Source organism: Mesorhizobium sp. WSM4849, from assembly GCF_055811385.1.
On record NZ_JBVVPW010000007.1, the window covers coordinates 163,423 to 178,143 of the forward strand.

Consider the following 14,721-nt stretch of genomic DNA (forward strand, 5'->3'; position numbering starts at 1 on the left):
ACGGCATTACGAAGTGCATGCATCGGAATAATCAGGCGATCTGCTCAAACGTGCATTGTTCCGGAGCCTTGTCGGGCCGCCAGCGCATGAACTTGGTGCCATGCCGGAAACGGTCGCCGGTGACGTGATCGAAGCGTACTTCTACCACCAATTCGGGCCGGACCGGCTCCCAGTCGCCGCTGCGCTCGGTGCTCCAGCGGCTCGGCGCGCCCGGTGCCTTCCCGGTAAAGCCCGGCGGTTCGCGCATGGCTTCGAGTTTGCGGGTAAGTTCGGCCCTGTCGTCCTTGGCAATGGTCGAGGTGAAGCCGACGTGATCGAGCTTGCCGGCCTCGTTGTACAATCCCAGCAGCAATGAACCGACCTGCGGGCTGCTGCTGAGATAGCGAAAGCCGCCGACCACACAATCGGCCGACCGCAGCCGCTTTACCTTCACCATAGCGCGCACGCCCGGCTGGTATGGATCGTCCAGCCGCTTGGCGACCACGCCGTCCGTCTCGCCATGTCCGGCATCCCCTAACCAGGAGCGTGCTTCCTTCACATCGCGCGTGCAGTGCGAGAGAACAATGTTCTTGCGCTCTGCCGAAGCAACGAAAGTCTCAAGGATCGCTCGCCGTTCTTCCAGTGTCCGGGCCGACAGAACGGTTCCGTGCTCGTCGCAGAGCATGTCGAACAGGACGATGTGCGCCGGGGTTTCCGCGGACAGCTTGCGGATCCTGCTCTCGGCCGGATGAAGCCGCATCTGGAGCGCGTCGAACGACGGCTTGCCGTCGACCGAGATGACGATTTCACCGTCGACGACAAAACGGGCCGACGGCAGTTCCTTCAATGTCGCGACGAGTTCGGGAAAATACCGTCCGAGCGGCTTGCCCGACTTTGCGCGCAACTCCACCGCGTCATCCTGCCGGAATGCCAGGCAGCGAAAACCATCCCATTTGCGCTCGTATTGCCATCCATCTCCTTCGGGAATCGCATCAGCCGCCTTGGCTTCCATCGGCGGCGTATCGAGTGGCAGGGGGAAATCGCGGGTCATCGGCGGGTGCTGCCGAAAGCAGGATCGCGGGGAATGACCTTCATTGTACTGCCTTAGTCCCCCACCTATTTCCGCTTTCCGGCCTCCGAGCCGATACTCTTGCGCAGCGCATCCATGATGTTGATCACGTTGCTGGGCGGTTGCTCGGCCTTGGCCTTTGCCTTGGTCGGACCCTTCTTGCCCTTCTTCTTCGAGGCAATGATCTCCAGCAGCCGCGCCTGGACGGGATCTCCGGTCATGGCGGGATCCCACTGCCTGGTTCGCTCATCGATCAGGGTCGAGACCATATCCATCAGTTTCGGGTCGGGTTTGACGTCTTCGATGTTGCCGAAATAATCCTCGGGATCGCGAACCTCGTCGCCATAGCGCAGTGTCCACAGCACGATGCCCTTGCCTCGTGGTTCAAGCATGACGGCGCGCTCGCGGCGATACATGACCAGGCGCGACATTCCGACTGTCCCCGTCGACTGCATGGCGTCGCGAATGACCGAGAATGCCTCCTCCCCGACCGGATCGTCAGGGGTGAGGTAATGGGGCTTGTCGTACCAGATCCAGCCGATGCTGTCGGCATCGACAAACATGTCGATGTCGATGGTACGCGTGCTCTCCAGCGCAACTGCGTCGATCTCATCGTCCTCGAGCAAGACGTATTCGTCCTCGCCGCGCTGATACCCCTTCACCTCGTCGTCTTCAGCAACGGGCTTGCCGCTGACGGCATCGACATATTGGCTGACGACCCGATGCCCGCTCTTGCGATTGAGCGTGTGGAACCGGACCTTTTCGCTCTCGGTGGTAGCGGGTGTCATTGCGACCGGACAGGTCACCAGCGAAAGCTTCAGATAGCCTTTCCAGAAAGGACGTGGCGCCATCGAGGATCCCCGACAGGAGTAAAACAATCGAACGCACCAAGGTGATCGATTGTTCCAGCAGCATTTTTCTCGCGCGCCGCCCAAGGCCCGCAGCCAAGAATCCATCATTTTTCCGGTTCGAGACGGAACCGATCAGCGCAAGCGCAGTTCGAGACAAACAAACAGCCCGGCGGTAGCAAGGACCATTTCAATGTTGGAAGCGATCCGGATCGCAGTCGGCGCTCCATTGTCGGGAAATGCGGCAGCGCTTGGCGCCGAGATGAAGCAGGCGATCGAGCTCGCGGTCGAGGAGCAGAACGCCGACGGTGGCATTGCAGGCTTTCCCGTCATGGTTGAGGGTGCGGACGATCGGGGAAAGGTCGAGACCGGACGTCAGGTCGCCGACGATTTTTGCAGCCGGCCGGATCTGCTTGGCGTCGTTGGCCACTACAATAGCAATGTCACCATCGCCGCGGCGGAGATCTATGCCGCCCACGACGTCCCGATGATCACGCCGATCGCTTCCGACACGGCGCTCACCGAGCGCTCTCTGCGGAATGTCTTTCGCTTCACCAACCGCGACGACCAGACCGGGGCAGCCATTGCCCGTCATCTCCACGACGCCATGGGCAAGCGCCGCGCCGTCCTGGTCGAAACCGAAACCATGTACGGCCACAGCATGGGCATCGCATTCTCGCGGGCATTTCTGTCGCTTGGGGGACGTATCGCGGAGCGGCGCACAGTTCGCGAAGGGAGCCGCGATTTTGACCCGCTGATCGCATCTCTGCGGGCCGATTTCGATCTGTTGTTCTACGGCGGCAGCTTCGAGGGTGCTTTCATCCTGCGCGCGATGCGCCGTGCAGGTCTCGGCCAGCTTTTCGCCGGCGGCGACGGCTGTTGGGACGCGGTGAATTTCCTTGAGCCTGCGGGAGAAACCGCAACATTGGGTGAAGGCGTTCTTGTGCTGTCCGCCACGCCCGAAGTGGGTAGGGTCGCTGGTTCAAGCGATTTCGCCGCGCGCTATGCGGCGCTATTTGGACCGATCGGCAACTATGCCGTGAACTCCTACGATTCAGCCCGTGTGCTAATCGCCGCAATCAAAAGCGCGATCGCTGAATCCAAAGGAAATCGGAGCCGGCGCGAGGTTCTGACTGCGATGCGGAAGCTCCGCTTCAAAGGTATTGCCTATCGCGATCCCGTGCAGTGGGACGAAAAAGGCGACAATCTGGCCGCCGTCACGGCGCTCCATGTGGTGGAAAATGGCCGATTTCGACAGGTTGCGGAAATCCCGCAGATGCAAAGGGTCGGATAGCTGTGGCCTCACGAGGGCCGCGGCAATTTTTACCAGGGTGAGATGAAACAATTGCCTCCGATCGCCGTTTCGTCAGCAAGACGAATTGGCGAGGAGGCGATGATGGGTGCAGCCGGCCTGGAGGTTTTCGACAAGACGCTGCAGACCGCGAACATCTAGGCACGAGCTACGCACCGATGCCAGGTCCCGCCTTTGCAAAGGTGAAGACAATGTTTTTTGACGCGCCGAGATTCAGGGATCGAACGGATGCGGGGCGCCAGCTTGCCGCCGCTTTGACCGGGTTCGCGGCAAGCGATCCGCTGGTGCTGGCGTTGCCGCGTGGCGGAGTGCCGGTTGGCTTCGAAGTGGCGAAGGCACTCCGTGCCCGGCTCGACGTTTTGCTTGTGCGCAAGATCGGCGCGCCGGGCCATTCCGAATATGGCATCGGCGCGGTCGTCGACGGGGAAAATCCGCAGCTCGTCCTCAACGAGGAGGCGATGGCTTTGGTCCAGCCGTCAGACGAGTACGTCGAAGCAGAAAAACGGCGGCAACTGCTCGAAATCGAGCGCCGCAGAAACCTCTATTTCGGCAGCAGGCCTGCGGCTTCGGTCCTGGGCCGGACCGTCATCGTGGTCGATGACGGCATAGCGACCGGAGGCACGGTCAGAGTGGCGCTCAAGGCGCTAAGAAAGGATCGGGCCGCACATGTTGTCTTGGCCGTTCCGGTAGCCCCCCAGGACACGCTGGACCTGATCAGAGCCGATGTGGACGAAGTGGTCTGTCTCGCCACGCCCGAGCCGTTTGTTGCGGTGGGCCGGTATTATAAGAATTTCGCGCAGACCACGGACGCGGAGGTGGTCCAGTTGCTGCAGCAGGCAGAGCAGTTTGAGAGCAAATCATCGATGCGATCTGCCGGTTAGCTCATCGCCGACAGCCGAAGGAGCACGCCATGGCTAGCAAGGACCGAAAACAGATTGAGATCGTCGAGCGCGGCGATATTTTCTTTCTCTACCGGCCCAGGGTGGGCGAAACCGATCCAGAAAGTCTTTCCGACGTGCAGCGCTTTTTCGTCGTGCTGCGGCCGGAGCACGCGACGAAGGTGCGGCTTCTCGTCGTCGGGCGCAAGCGGCTGCCGGATGCGCATGAGCACGAGCGTCACTGGGGTTTCGTCGGCGCGATCGCGAGTTCTGCCGCCGCGCTGGAGAAGGACCTTCGCGAAGAAATCTATGATACCAAGACGCGCGGCCGGCAGCGTCTGCCTGCAGCACGCCCGGCGGGCGAAGGCCGTTATCTTGTCGCGCTGCTCAATGGACAATTGCATCTCAGCTACGCGCTCGAGCTTCCAGAGCGGCCATCCGAGGTACAACGCGCCTTCAACATCGCACCGCAGGCAAGCTTCGCGCTTTCGGTGAAGAATCCCGAAAAGCCCAGCCCTCCCGGCCTTGGATTGGGACAAGCCCAGGAGCCGGATTATCCAGACAGGCTTCAGCAGGAATTCCGCGGCCGCAGATTCGCTCGCGAGGACATAAAGCTGCTTGATGTGCAGGGCGCTGAATTCATCCTTGTCGGCGCGCGAACCGATCCGGAAAAGGCCTATAATGTCGACCTCGATGTCGAGAAGGAGGATGAGCGCCATTCAGAGATGCTGCGCGAACTCAAAATGGCCAAGTCGCGCCATCCGATAGAACCGCTTTTCAGTGGCGAATGGGCCTGAGCCGTACCGCCCTCCCCTTGAGCTTGCAGCCAACCTGAAAAGAGGGCCGCACGACCGCGCCCTCAGCGGCGGGTGAGCCGTCAGTCCCGCAAACGATTGGCAGCGTGATCCTGGCGCTGCTCAGTTGCGACCTGCTTGGAATCCAGACCGCGTTCCTTCGTATGCTGGGCCTTATCGCGGTTGGACAGGACTTGGTTTTCTTCGAGCTTGTCCTTTGGGGTCGTGCTCATGGCGCCTGTACCGGAACCCTTCCCCCGTGAACCCGCTCCGATGTGCTTCTTGCTACCTTTTGCCATAGGCTTGCTCCAATTCTTAATCGTCGGGACGTTTCTTGTGATGAACGCTCTCCTGATTTTCTCCGCGAAGGATGTTGCGGTCGTCAGGGTCGACAAGGTCGGGAGTCTTGGACCTGATTTCCGATCCTTTGCGCAGCGCTTCACGTTCCGCAGCCGATCTCTTCAGGTCCGCCTCTGCGTCGAAATCCTTGCCGGCGTTCTTGGTGTTCTCCCGCTTTTCAATGATGCGCATTTGCTGCTCATGGGTCCTGCGTCCAGTCATTGTTTCCTCCAAAGTGTCTTGCATTCGATTTGGTGCCCAGATCGCTGGCGGCAATCGTCGACTTCCCGGTGATTGCAGGGCCCACGGTCCTTTGCCGAAGCGGACCAATCGTGGGCCGCCACGATCTGAGCCTGTCCTTATGGCGTTAATGGCAGGGCGGCGGGATCGTTCCGAAGCGGCAGTCCAATAAAACTGTCCATCGCTCATCTAGGGAGACGAATTGGCCGTGCTCATCCGCATCTGCCAACATCCGTCAGTCTTTCTCCTCCTCGCGATACAAGCGCTCTGTCGCCCGCTCGCTCTCCCTGCGTTCTGCGGGACCACGACGGCGTCGCGTGAGGAGTGCGTAGGCGATCAGGATTGCCAGTATCAGGGGACCGCCTGCAACGACGAGCAACACATGCTGTTCTCAAACATGGACCATCTCCTTTCCCTCACAACCGAGAAGGCGCAAAAACCGTTCCTGGGTTCTGCCGCCAATCGCCAATGTCTGCGATTTGGCTGCCGACCCACCAAGCCTTCGTCATTCCCAGGGCGGAGCGAATGCGAAGCGGAGCACAGACCCTGGGATGGCGAAGGGAGGGTGTAGTTGCAAGCCCGCGAGCCCTGGCCTGAACCTCCAAACGCGGCCTCTTGCGGCGTTTTGCCAAGCAGAGGCCGAGCCCCGCCTCTCAGGCGACGCTGCCCGGGTCGCAACGGCTGCCGTTCCGATGAATCTCCGTCGTTCGGCGACTGATCGCCGATGTCCACGTCTGACGCCCCACGCCGCAGCGAGAGCTGCATGCCCAGGCCGAACTCGAGAGGAGGGCGGACCTTCTCGCCGCACCCGTTGCCAAGGCTTTGCTCGGCAAAGCCGTCCTGCCGGACGATCACCCGCACGTCATGGGCGGAATAGGAATATTGGGCTCGCTGACCTCGCAGGAGATCATGGAGGAATGCGAGGCAATGCTAATCGTCGGCTCGACCTTCCCCTACATCGAATACTACCCCAAGCCGGGCAAGGCGCGCGGCGTGCAGATCGACCGCAATGCGCAGCGCATCGGCCTGCGCCGTCCTGTCGAGGCCGGCCTCGTCGGCGATGCGGCCATCACGCTGCAATTGCTCAATGAAAGGCTGAAGCCAAAGCAGGACAGATCCTTTCTCGAAGATGCGCAACAGAGTCTACAGCGCTAGCCGCTCAAGCCGCAACGCGTCGTCAAGGCGTTCGGCGACCGAATGCCGGCCAATGCGATCCTGGCTAGCGATTCCGGTCAGAACACTGAACTTGCCGCCCGTCATATCGATATCAAGGCAGGACAGGATTTCGCCGTCTCCGGCTCGCTGGCATTGATGGCCTGCGGGCTGCCCTATGCGATTGCCGGCGGGATCGCCTTTTCGGGCCGGGCCGGTTTTGGCGGTTGTGGACGATGGCGGGCTGGCAATGCAGCTTGGCGAATTTTCGACGGCCGTGCGTTACAAGATTCCGCTCAAGCTTCTGGTGATCAAGAACAACATGCTCAACCAGATCGCCTGGGAGCAGTGATGTTCCTCGGCAACCCGCAATTTGCCTGCGAACTCCAGCCGATCGATTTCGCTTTGGCCGCTGAAGCTATGGGAGGCATCGGCTACAGCGTCACCCGGCCTGAGGACGTCGACGGGGTCCTTGATGCCGCTTTTGCCGCGGAAGGCCCGGTGATCATAGAGGCGGTCGTCGACGCGTATGAATCTATGCTGCCGCCGCGCGCATGCCGGACGAATATCGCAAGAACATGCGAACAGCGCTGCGGGAAACGCCAGGCCGTAAGGAGATCGAAGCAAACCTCGCTCGGGAGCCGCTGAAGACGATGATTGGCTGACTGCAGGTTCCCCTGGCCGGTCAGTCCTTGACGTAGGCGCCTGGCTGGCGACCGCTCTTCGGAGTTTTGGCATCCTTGGAACGCTCGGCGATCGACGGACCGGCGCCGGACGTCTTTTCGGTCGCGGCACTAGGCGTGGACTGCCGGGGCGGGTTCTGCCCTTCAGACTGACGGGTCTTGTCCTCCGCCTCGTCCTTCGACCGTGTCAGGCCCATCCCGCCGGCAGGCTTCTTGTTGCCGGCCGCCTCTTGGGAAAATTGATCCGACGCGTCCGCATCTTTCTTGGCAGGGTACTTGGTCGCGCCATGTTCGTAACGGGTCTCATTTTCAGTCACGGCGTTTCTGCGATTGCCTCCTGCATTGCGGTTAAACAGTCTTGTGACGGTCCCGGTTCCAACTGTGCTAGAGCGGCGGACGGCCGCCATGTGCCACGCATGCAGCGCCGTGCCGTCAAACGGGCACGGTGCCGCTGGCGCGGCTGCCGATATTCGGCGACGCTCAGGCGTCCTCCGTCAGTCAGGCCTCTTGCCATGGCGTGCGAATGATATCGGCGCCCGGCTGCTCGTCGAACAGGACCGCGCAGCCGCGCTCCAGCGCCACCGGCGACAGGGCGTTGGCCACGATTTCGTCCGGCGAGATGAAATCCCCGGTCAGCACCCGCAACTCTTCCACGGCTTTGGCCATCGACACCAATCGCCCTACGGCGCGGTCGGTCGTGCAGGCGTCGATGACGGAAACGAGATCGATCATTTCGAAGTGACCCATCATAGGCCTCCGCAAACAGCGTCCCTTTCCGGCTATGAACGTCGCAGCTATCGACAATGTTCCCGGCCTGGCCGAACAGAGCGAGTTTTCCGAACCTGCCGGCCAACCATTCGGTTTCAAGCACGGCGCATCACATCGCTTTTCAGGATTGCCCACCGGTGTTGTCTATCGCGTCCTTGAGCTTGCTCAGGAATGCCACCAGAGCATCCTCCGGCCGATCGGCCTCCTCGGTCAGCATGTCGATGCCCCAGCGTCCGAGGACCGCTTCCTGGACGACGCTCGGTTGCGGCATGAAGACGAACGATTTCGGACGATTCTTCTCATAACCGGACCGCCGCCAGGTTTCCCAAAGCCGATACAGCAACAGACGGATGTTCATGTCGGACATGCTGTAGCCGATAAACAGGATGGTGCGCCCCAGTGCGTCGGCACGAAACTTCACGTCCAATGGCGACTCGAACGAGAGCCGCTCGAAATAGTCGGACTCCGCCAGAACCAGCGATGCGTCGTCGTCGAAATCGCCGTGGTATTTGATGATCTGAGTTACCTCGTCGCTCGCCTTGGCTATGTCTTTCGCATTGGCCACTTTTACGAACGGACGGTCGTGGATTTCGAACGCAACCTCAAGGTTCCGATCGTAGTTGGTGGTGTAGATGATCGGGAAATCGAGTGACACGATCAGCTCGTGGATCGCCGATCCCTTCACTTTTTCCCGCGAGACGCTCCATTCGCGATCCATCCAGCTGCGCAGGGGGCCGATACTCCCATGCTTCAGCCGGTAATATTCGGCAAGAGCCTGGTAGCTGGGTTCAGGCATATCCACCATGTCGCGGTCGAGGCCGAGTTCATCCTCCATATGCTCGATGAGCTTCTCCCAGGACGGCAGGCCGACGCTCATCGACACCCCCGCTCCAACGAACAAGATCGCTCGTCGCTCTTTCACCGATTGAGCCAGTCGCTCGAGTGCAGACGGCATAGCCAACTCACCAGGCAATGATCCAACACAACTGCGAGAGGCGTCCTCTGTTCCGGAGCGGCCCGGAACACCGCCAAGTCTGGCCATAAAATCGGGGGGTGTTCAGTAAATGCGGCGCAGGCTGGAACCGCTGAGGCAGATCGAAGTTTGGCTGTCAGGGAGACTATGATGGCCACACAACGAGATCAGACGCCCGCCAAAAAGAGAGGCGATATTCAGGCCGGGGCGACGCAGGATAAAACCCCGGGGTTCGACCCTGCCGCTGCACCCGGAGAGACCGACGCCGAAGCGGCAGATGTGCCAAACCCTGCCGCCGAGGCTCGTCCACGGCGACAGCCAGAGTTCACCAATGAAGCAAGCTTCGCCAATGCGATGCGGCCGGTGGAAAGCAAGCCTGGTCTTCAGCCTGGCAAAAACTGGCCGGTGCTGGTGATTGCCGCAGTCGTTCTCATAGCGGCCGCGGTCTTCGTAATGGCGGCCATGCTGCGCTAGTGGTCAAAATCTGACACTTGGTACCGGAGCCGTAGGACCGCTCAGGGTGGAAACTTGCCGTATGCGCGCCTGTCGGAACGACGTGATTGCGGCAAGGAGCGGACGTCGCCCCGCCTATGCGGCTTGCTCACTCTAGCGTCGGGGCGGTCCGCAGACCGTTGAATCGAAATCGCTACGAAGCCCACGGGCAGACCTTAGCCTCCTACGCTGAGCATTTCGATGATTGTTAAATCCAAAGAATCACCACAGGACGGTGGCCGTCGAGCGAGTTTTCAGCAGCCCATTTCCGCAGCCTATTAATGTGCAACTTGGGAAGCTGCCGACATCAATTCCTCGGGATTCAGCGCTCTGAAGGTGTTGAGGCCATCCTCCAGAACTTCAGTGGAGGTCCAGCGAACGACACCGTCGCGGTCGAGCAGGAACTGGCCGACGGGCTGCCCCATGCCGGTGGCCATCATCTGTTGATCCGCTTCCGTAATCTCATATCCTTCCTTCTTATTAAGAAACTCGTCCATTGCCATGACGTCCATAGGCTTGGGCAACTCGCCCGGGAGATGGATCCGTATCGCCATGACCGTGTCCATCCCGACCTCGCGCAAGCCGAAAGCACGGTGCGAGGCCCGCTCCGGGTCGGATGCGGCGAGAAGATCGGGTGACGGGTGGTAACGGAAATAGAGCCGCGCCCGCTCGACCGGCGTATTGACCACCGCCAGGCATTCGACGCCTTTATCACGCAGGGCCGGCTTGAGTTGCGCCATCGCCGCGACATGGCGCCGGCAGAACGGACAGTGCAGGCCTCGGAACAAACCGATCAACAACGGGCTACGGCCTCGAAAATCATCGAGCGCGATCTTGCCTTCGCGTGAGATCGCATCGAGCACAACATTCGGTGCCCGGTCGCCCGGCTGCAGCGGGCGGTCAACACTACTCGTGGACATGGACAACCTCCTCGCCCCGGGTCAGTCAGGGAAAGCAGCACACCCAGCGTTTCGGAGGCGATCAAGTGCTGGGGCGAAAGCTTCCTGTGCCAAGGCAATAGCTTTCGACCTCTGCCATATTGCCGAGGTCGAGATTACGCGCGTTGCAAGCCCATCATAACACGAAAAAGCATCTGCGAGTGCCGCCGAATGTGGTGAATTACCCTACGCGAGCGCACTCCCGAATGCTCTTGCGCTGAAGGTCAGGTTCCCGACCTCGATTTGGAGGTTCAAGTCTGCAACGCCCAAGGTCGTCAACGGGTCGGAACCGGTAATCCGCATCGGGTACCAAGCGTCAGGTTTCTACCACTAGCGAGTAGGTTTCCAGAGCTTATTGAACATGAAACGGGCACAGATATACGTGAGCCATCCCCCGTGAACTTTCGTAAGGATCTGGCCGGATCCCCGAGCTGCCATGTCACGCCCGAAAGCATAGCTCAGTTCGGTGAGCGCCGTGATGAACCTAGCCGATCTTGCCGAAGAACCAGCCGATGATGCCGCAGGGTAGATGCCGAACAGCGCCGAGACCATCACGTGGATGGCACCCAAATAAATCGACTCGCCATTTCACAAACCACTCATGATCAGTTTCCCGACCGCCAACTCGCTCGGCAAATAGCCGCTGTATTTGGGCAAGCTATCGGGCATGTCCCGCACACGACGGTGATAAAATATATCCATGCGAACCGGCGGCAGACGGGCCTCGGGCTCCAAATTGCTGGCCGGGATGAACATCACCTTGAATGGCCCGACGCCCGCAACCTCCACAACGGGCTTGCCGCAAGTCCGGCAGACCCCGCGATTGAAGTTCGGCGGCGGACGGTATTTCTTGAATGAGATATTGCCGGCGTTTTTCAGCACGACATCCTTGGCGCGAACGGCGACCACATCCGCGAACGGTTTGCCGTTGAACGCCTGACAGATCAGGCAGTGGCACCGGAACCTGGCTTTCGGGGAGGTATGCACCTCGAACGAGCAGGCGCCGCATTCGCAGGAACCGCGCAGCGGCAACGATGTGTGGGTGGTCATGTGCGGATGCTCCTGAGCTTGTTTTGATGACGGCATGCTGGTCACCGGAGCATCATGTTGAGGATGGTATCGATCGGCTGTCTGAAGGGCGCGCGCAGAAGGTTGGAGAGGTTCCAACGGCCCTGCTCATAGATCCCCTTGGCATGGCTGAGGGTACGGAAGCCGTCGATGCCATGGTACGCCCCCATGCCGCTGGGACCGACACCGCCGAAAGGCAAGTCATCCTGGGCGATGTGCATGATCGTCCCGTTGATGGTGACGTTGCCGGAGGTCGTTCGGCTCAGCACCTTGCGCCGGTCTTCATCATCGGCGCCGAAGTAGTAGAGCGCGAGTGGCCGAGGCCGGGCGTTCACGTAGGCGATCGCTTCTTCGATGTCGCGGTAGGGAAAAATCGGTAGGACCGGGCCGAAGATTTCCTCATGAGCGATGCGCATGTCGTCGGTGGCGCCGAGGACGACGGTTGGCGCCAGCGTGTTGAGGCGACGGGATGCATCGCTGGGCTGGTTGCCGACCTCGATGATCCGCGCTCCTTTGGAGCGGGCATCCTCGATCAGGCCCTGGAGCCGGGCATGGTGCCGCTCGTTGATGATCGAGGTGTAATGCTCACTCGTCGGACCGACAGGATAGAAGGAAGTCACCTTCCGGTCATATGCCCTGACGAATGCGTCAACCTCGCTTTCGTGGACCAGTGCATAGTCCGGGGCGATGCAGGTTTGTCCGGCGCTGAGCAGCTTTCCGTAGGCAATTGACGCGGCCGCCTGGTCGAGGGCGTTGCCCTTGGCGACGATGCTGGGCGACTTGCCCCCGAGTTCGAGGGTAACCGGAACGAGGTTGTCGCTTGCGGCCTTCATCACCGTTCGCCCTACTGCGGTGCTCCCGGTGAAGACCAAGTGGTCGAACGGCAAGGCCGTGAAGGCCGCCCCCACGGCCGCATCGCCAGTGACGATCGCGAACTGATCTTCAGCGAAAATCTCGCCGAACATTTTTGCGAGCAGCGCATTGGTGACGGGCGTGAACTCCGAGGGTTTCAGCATCACCCGGTTTCCAGCGGCGATGGCCGTGACGACCGGCATCAGCGCGAGGTTCACCGGATAGTTCCACGGCGACATGACGCCGACGACACCAAGCGGCTGATATTCGATGCGAGCGTTGCCCATTCGCATATGCAGGGCGACGTGGCGGCGGGTCGGCGCCATGAATTTGCGAAGGTTTCGGATCAGATACTTCGTGCCCTCGGCGACCCCTCCGACCTCCATGATCGCCGTCTCATACCTCGAGCGATGCCCGAAATCGGCATTGATGGCATCTTCGATCGCTTTGCGATGCCCGATGATCATGGCCCTGAACTTGGCCAGATCAGCGCGTCGCTGCGCCAGCGAAGGCGCTCCGTCATGCAGGAAGGCAGCACGCTGGCCGGCGAGAAGACTGCCCAGCCGATCAGCGTTGGTGATTTTTGCGATTGCGTTCATGGTCCACTCCGATGTAGACAGGAGAAACTTACGCTCTTGACATAGGCCCTTAAGTAGCCACTGTCAACAATGTATTCACAAGAAACTTTGAGGTACCATGCAGGACGCACCCAACCGCCCCTATCACCACGGTGATCTCCGTCGTGCGGTTATCGAGACGGCGTTGGATATGCTTCGGGAGGAGAAGGGCTGGCAGTTCACGCTGCGGGAAGTCGCCCGCCGGGCAGGCGTAAGCCACGCGGCACCCTACAAGCACTTCCCCGATAAGGCCGCGCTGCTTGCGGAGATCGCTATGATTGGGTTCGACCGGCTGCGCGAGTCCCTATCGGCAGCGAAGTCCGAAGCGCCCAAAACTCTGCGCGACGAAATTACTCCGATAGCTCGTGCCTACGTCGCGTTCGGAACGGACAACCCGGCTCTCTACCGCCTGATGTTTAGCGCGGAGGAGGGAAAAGCGGTGGGAATGCATCTCAATGAGCGGGCGCTGGCGGTATTCGATGTTCTCCTCGAAATCCTCCGGCGCGGCCAGGCCGCGGGGAGCATTCGCAAGCGGACGATAGAAGGTCAGGCGGCAGCCGCCTGGGGACTCGTCCACGGCATGACCATGCTTGCGATCGATGGGCTCTTGGTGCCCGAGAAGGTGGGATCGGCCCCCTTGGATGCGGCCTTGAGCACGCTGGTGGAAGGGCTGGGGAACCCAGCAGCATGACACTAGCTGACGCCATCCCGTTCGCCCCATAATCCGCCTACCGTATATCTGTGCCCCCTTTATTGTTCAGGGGCCGTATTCGTACCCGAAGGCAAAATCATTGTGCGCATCGGTCGCGGCGATCGCAGCCTGGCCGAAAGCGACTGCGATCTGGTTCAGGGTCCTGACCAGGTCGCCGATGGCATACACCCCATCGAGCGAAGTCCGCTGATGCTTGTCGACGATGACATAGCCCTCGTCGCAGCATTCGATGCCCATTGCCAGCGCGAGTTCGGAACGTACCCGGCATCCCATCGCCGGATAGATGACGTCGAAATGGCGCATCTCGCCGTCCTTGAGGACGGCCTGGTAGCCGCTGTCGGTGGGAACAAACTTTTTGAACGCATCGCAAACAGCAATGTTCTCCTCCATGGCCACGCGCCGTGTGCTGGCAGAAAAATCTGGAAGATAGCGTGCGAGCATTGTGACGTGCTGCGTATACTGCTTGAGGAACAAGGCCTCTCGCAGCACCTGCGCCTCGTGACCGATGACCGCGACCTGACGATCTATGATTTCGTAGCCGTCACAAACCGGGCAAAGGCGTACGCTGCCTTTGGCGATCGCCTCGCGCAGACGCGGAATTGCCGGCACGACGTCGACGATACCTGTCGCCAGGAATACCTTGCGGGCGACAATCCGCCCCGCCTTGGTCTCGGCGCCAAACCCGCCTACGGTCGGCTCGATCGATGACGCCTGATCCTGCACCAGTGTCGCTCCGTATTCGGCGGCCTGCGCACGAAGGCGCTGCAGAAGATCGGGGCCGCTGATCCCTTCGGGAAATCCCGGGCAGTTACGGCTTTGCGCAATCAGCATCGCGCGCGATTCACCCGCGTCGACCACGACGACCCGATGACGGAACCTGCCGAGATAGAGAGCGGCCGCCAGCCCAGCAGGTCCGCCGCCAACAATGAGAACATCCGCTTCAGTCGCGGATGAGGCTGAATGTCGGCGTTTGCGCACGGGTTGATCCATCCGCGCCGAACGCACTC

Annotated in this window: 16 protein-coding genes and 1 pseudogene; 6 read left to right on the forward strand and 11 right to left on the reverse strand. The window is 60.7% G+C overall.

The window, feature by feature from the left end; genetic code table 11:
• Window positions 1-31: 31 nt before the first annotated feature.
• On the reverse strand, window positions 32-1,030 hold the full coding sequence (locus tag AC0L3L_RS09865) for an ATP-dependent DNA ligase (RefSeq protein WP_473637417.1): 999 nt from the start codon (window positions 1,028-1,030) through the stop codon (window positions 32-34).
• 65 nt (window positions 1,031-1,095) lie between these two features.
• Window positions 1,096-1,899, reverse strand: a complete 804-nt coding sequence (gene ku, locus AC0L3L_RS09870) for a non-homologous end joining protein Ku (RefSeq protein ID WP_473489117.1) — start codon at window positions 1,897-1,899, stop codon at window positions 1,096-1,098.
• A gap of 190 nt (window positions 1,900-2,089) precedes the next feature.
• Here ku and AC0L3L_RS09875 point away from each other — a divergent pair, with 190 nt between their 5' ends.
• The 3 genes from AC0L3L_RS09875 to AC0L3L_RS09885 all read left to right on the forward strand — a co-directional run bounded on the left by AC0L3L_RS09875 (window position 2,090) and on the right by AC0L3L_RS09885 (window position 4,883).
• Complete coding sequence (locus AC0L3L_RS09875) at window positions 2,090-3,190, forward strand: branched-chain amino acid ABC transporter substrate-binding protein (RefSeq protein ID WP_473529981.1); 1,101 nt, start codon at window positions 2,090-2,092, stop codon at window positions 3,188-3,190.
• 209 nt (window positions 3,191-3,399) lie between these two features.
• Window positions 3,400-4,089, forward strand: coding sequence for a phosphoribosyltransferase (locus tag AC0L3L_RS09880; RefSeq protein WP_123149537.1), 690 nt, complete (start codon window positions 3,400-3,402; stop codon window positions 4,087-4,089).
• A gap of 29 nt (window positions 4,090-4,118) precedes the next feature.
• The gene (locus AC0L3L_RS09885) at window positions 4,119-4,883 is read left to right on the forward strand and encodes a hypothetical protein (protein WP_473489120.1); all 765 of its coding nucleotides are present in this window, start codon (window positions 4,119-4,121) and stop codon (window positions 4,881-4,883) included.
• Between the two features lie 80 nt (window positions 4,884-4,963).
• Here AC0L3L_RS09885 and AC0L3L_RS09890 read toward each other — a convergent pair whose 3' ends face one another.
• Window positions 4,964-5,179: a hypothetical protein gene (locus AC0L3L_RS09890; RefSeq protein WP_123149535.1), complete on the reverse strand. Its 216-nt coding sequence runs from the start codon at window positions 5,177-5,179 to the stop codon at window positions 4,964-4,966.
• A gap of 16 nt (window positions 5,180-5,195) precedes the next feature.
• Window positions 5,196-5,441: a hypothetical protein gene (locus tag AC0L3L_RS09895; RefSeq protein WP_123149534.1), complete on the reverse strand. Its 246-nt coding sequence runs from the start codon at window positions 5,439-5,441 to the stop codon at window positions 5,196-5,198.
• A 777-nt stretch (window positions 5,442-6,218) separates the two neighbouring features.
• Here AC0L3L_RS09895 and AC0L3L_RS09900 point away from each other — a divergent pair.
• Window positions 6,219-7,276, forward strand: a pseudogene (locus AC0L3L_RS09900) (thiamine pyrophosphate-dependent enzyme); the annotation flags it as partial.
• 20 nt (window positions 7,277-7,296) lie between these two features.
• On the opposite strand, the gene AC0L3L_RS09905 reads toward AC0L3L_RS09900, so the two are convergent.
• The 3 genes from AC0L3L_RS09905 to AC0L3L_RS09915 all read right to left on the reverse strand — a co-directional run bounded on the left by AC0L3L_RS09905 (window position 7,297) and on the right by AC0L3L_RS09915 (window position 9,017).
• Window positions 7,297-7,611, reverse strand: coding sequence for a hypothetical protein (locus AC0L3L_RS09905; RefSeq protein WP_473637418.1), 315 nt, complete (start codon window positions 7,609-7,611; stop codon window positions 7,297-7,299).
• Between the two features lie 181 nt (window positions 7,612-7,792).
• Window positions 7,793-8,041, reverse strand: coding sequence for a hypothetical protein (locus AC0L3L_RS09910; protein WP_473489125.1), 249 nt, complete (start codon window positions 8,039-8,041; stop codon window positions 7,793-7,795).
• 142 nt (window positions 8,042-8,183) lie between these two features.
• Window positions 8,184-9,017, reverse strand: coding sequence for an SIR2 family NAD-dependent protein deacylase (locus AC0L3L_RS09915; protein ID WP_473489126.1), 834 nt, complete (start codon window positions 9,015-9,017; stop codon window positions 8,184-8,186).
• 168 nt (window positions 9,018-9,185) lie between these two features.
• On the opposite strand from AC0L3L_RS09915, the gene AC0L3L_RS09920 reads away from it, so the two are divergent.
• A complete protein-coding gene (locus AC0L3L_RS09920) occupies window positions 9,186-9,509 on the forward strand; it encodes a hypothetical protein (RefSeq protein WP_473489127.1) in 324 nt (107 codons plus the stop codon).
• A 296-nt stretch (window positions 9,510-9,805) separates the two neighbouring features.
• Here the strand turns inward: AC0L3L_RS09920 and AC0L3L_RS09925 are convergent, their stop codons facing one another.
• The 3 genes from AC0L3L_RS09925 to AC0L3L_RS09935 all read right to left on the reverse strand — a co-directional run bounded on the left by AC0L3L_RS09925 (window position 9,806) and on the right by AC0L3L_RS09935 (window position 12,984).
• A complete protein-coding gene (locus AC0L3L_RS09925) occupies window positions 9,806-10,447 on the reverse strand; it encodes a peroxiredoxin-like family protein (protein WP_473489123.1) in 642 nt (213 codons plus the stop codon).
• A gap of 606 nt (window positions 10,448-11,053) precedes the next feature.
• On the reverse strand, window positions 11,054-11,515 hold the full coding sequence (locus AC0L3L_RS09930) for a GFA family protein (protein WP_473637419.1): 462 nt from the start codon (window positions 11,513-11,515) through the stop codon (window positions 11,054-11,056).
• Window positions 11,516-11,556: 41 nt separating this feature from the next.
• On the reverse strand, window positions 11,557-12,984 hold the full coding sequence (locus tag AC0L3L_RS09935; protein WP_473637420.1) for a coniferyl aldehyde dehydrogenase: 1,428 nt from the start codon (window positions 12,982-12,984) through the stop codon (window positions 11,557-11,559).
• A gap of 97 nt (window positions 12,985-13,081) precedes the next feature.
• On the opposite strand from AC0L3L_RS09935, the gene AC0L3L_RS09940 reads away from it, so the two are divergent.
• The gene (locus AC0L3L_RS09940) at window positions 13,082-13,693 is read left to right on the forward strand and encodes a TetR/AcrR family transcriptional regulator (RefSeq protein WP_473637421.1); all 612 of its coding nucleotides are present in this window, start codon (window positions 13,082-13,084) and stop codon (window positions 13,691-13,693) included.
• 66 nt (window positions 13,694-13,759) lie between these two features.
• Here the strand turns inward: AC0L3L_RS09940 and AC0L3L_RS09945 are convergent, their stop codons facing one another.
• Window positions 13,760-14,719 (reverse strand): NAD(P)/FAD-dependent oxidoreductase, encoded by a 960-nt coding sequence (locus tag AC0L3L_RS09945; protein WP_473637422.1) that lies wholly within the window; start codon window positions 14,717-14,719, stop codon window positions 13,760-13,762.
• Window positions 14,720-14,721: the final 2 nt, after the last annotated feature.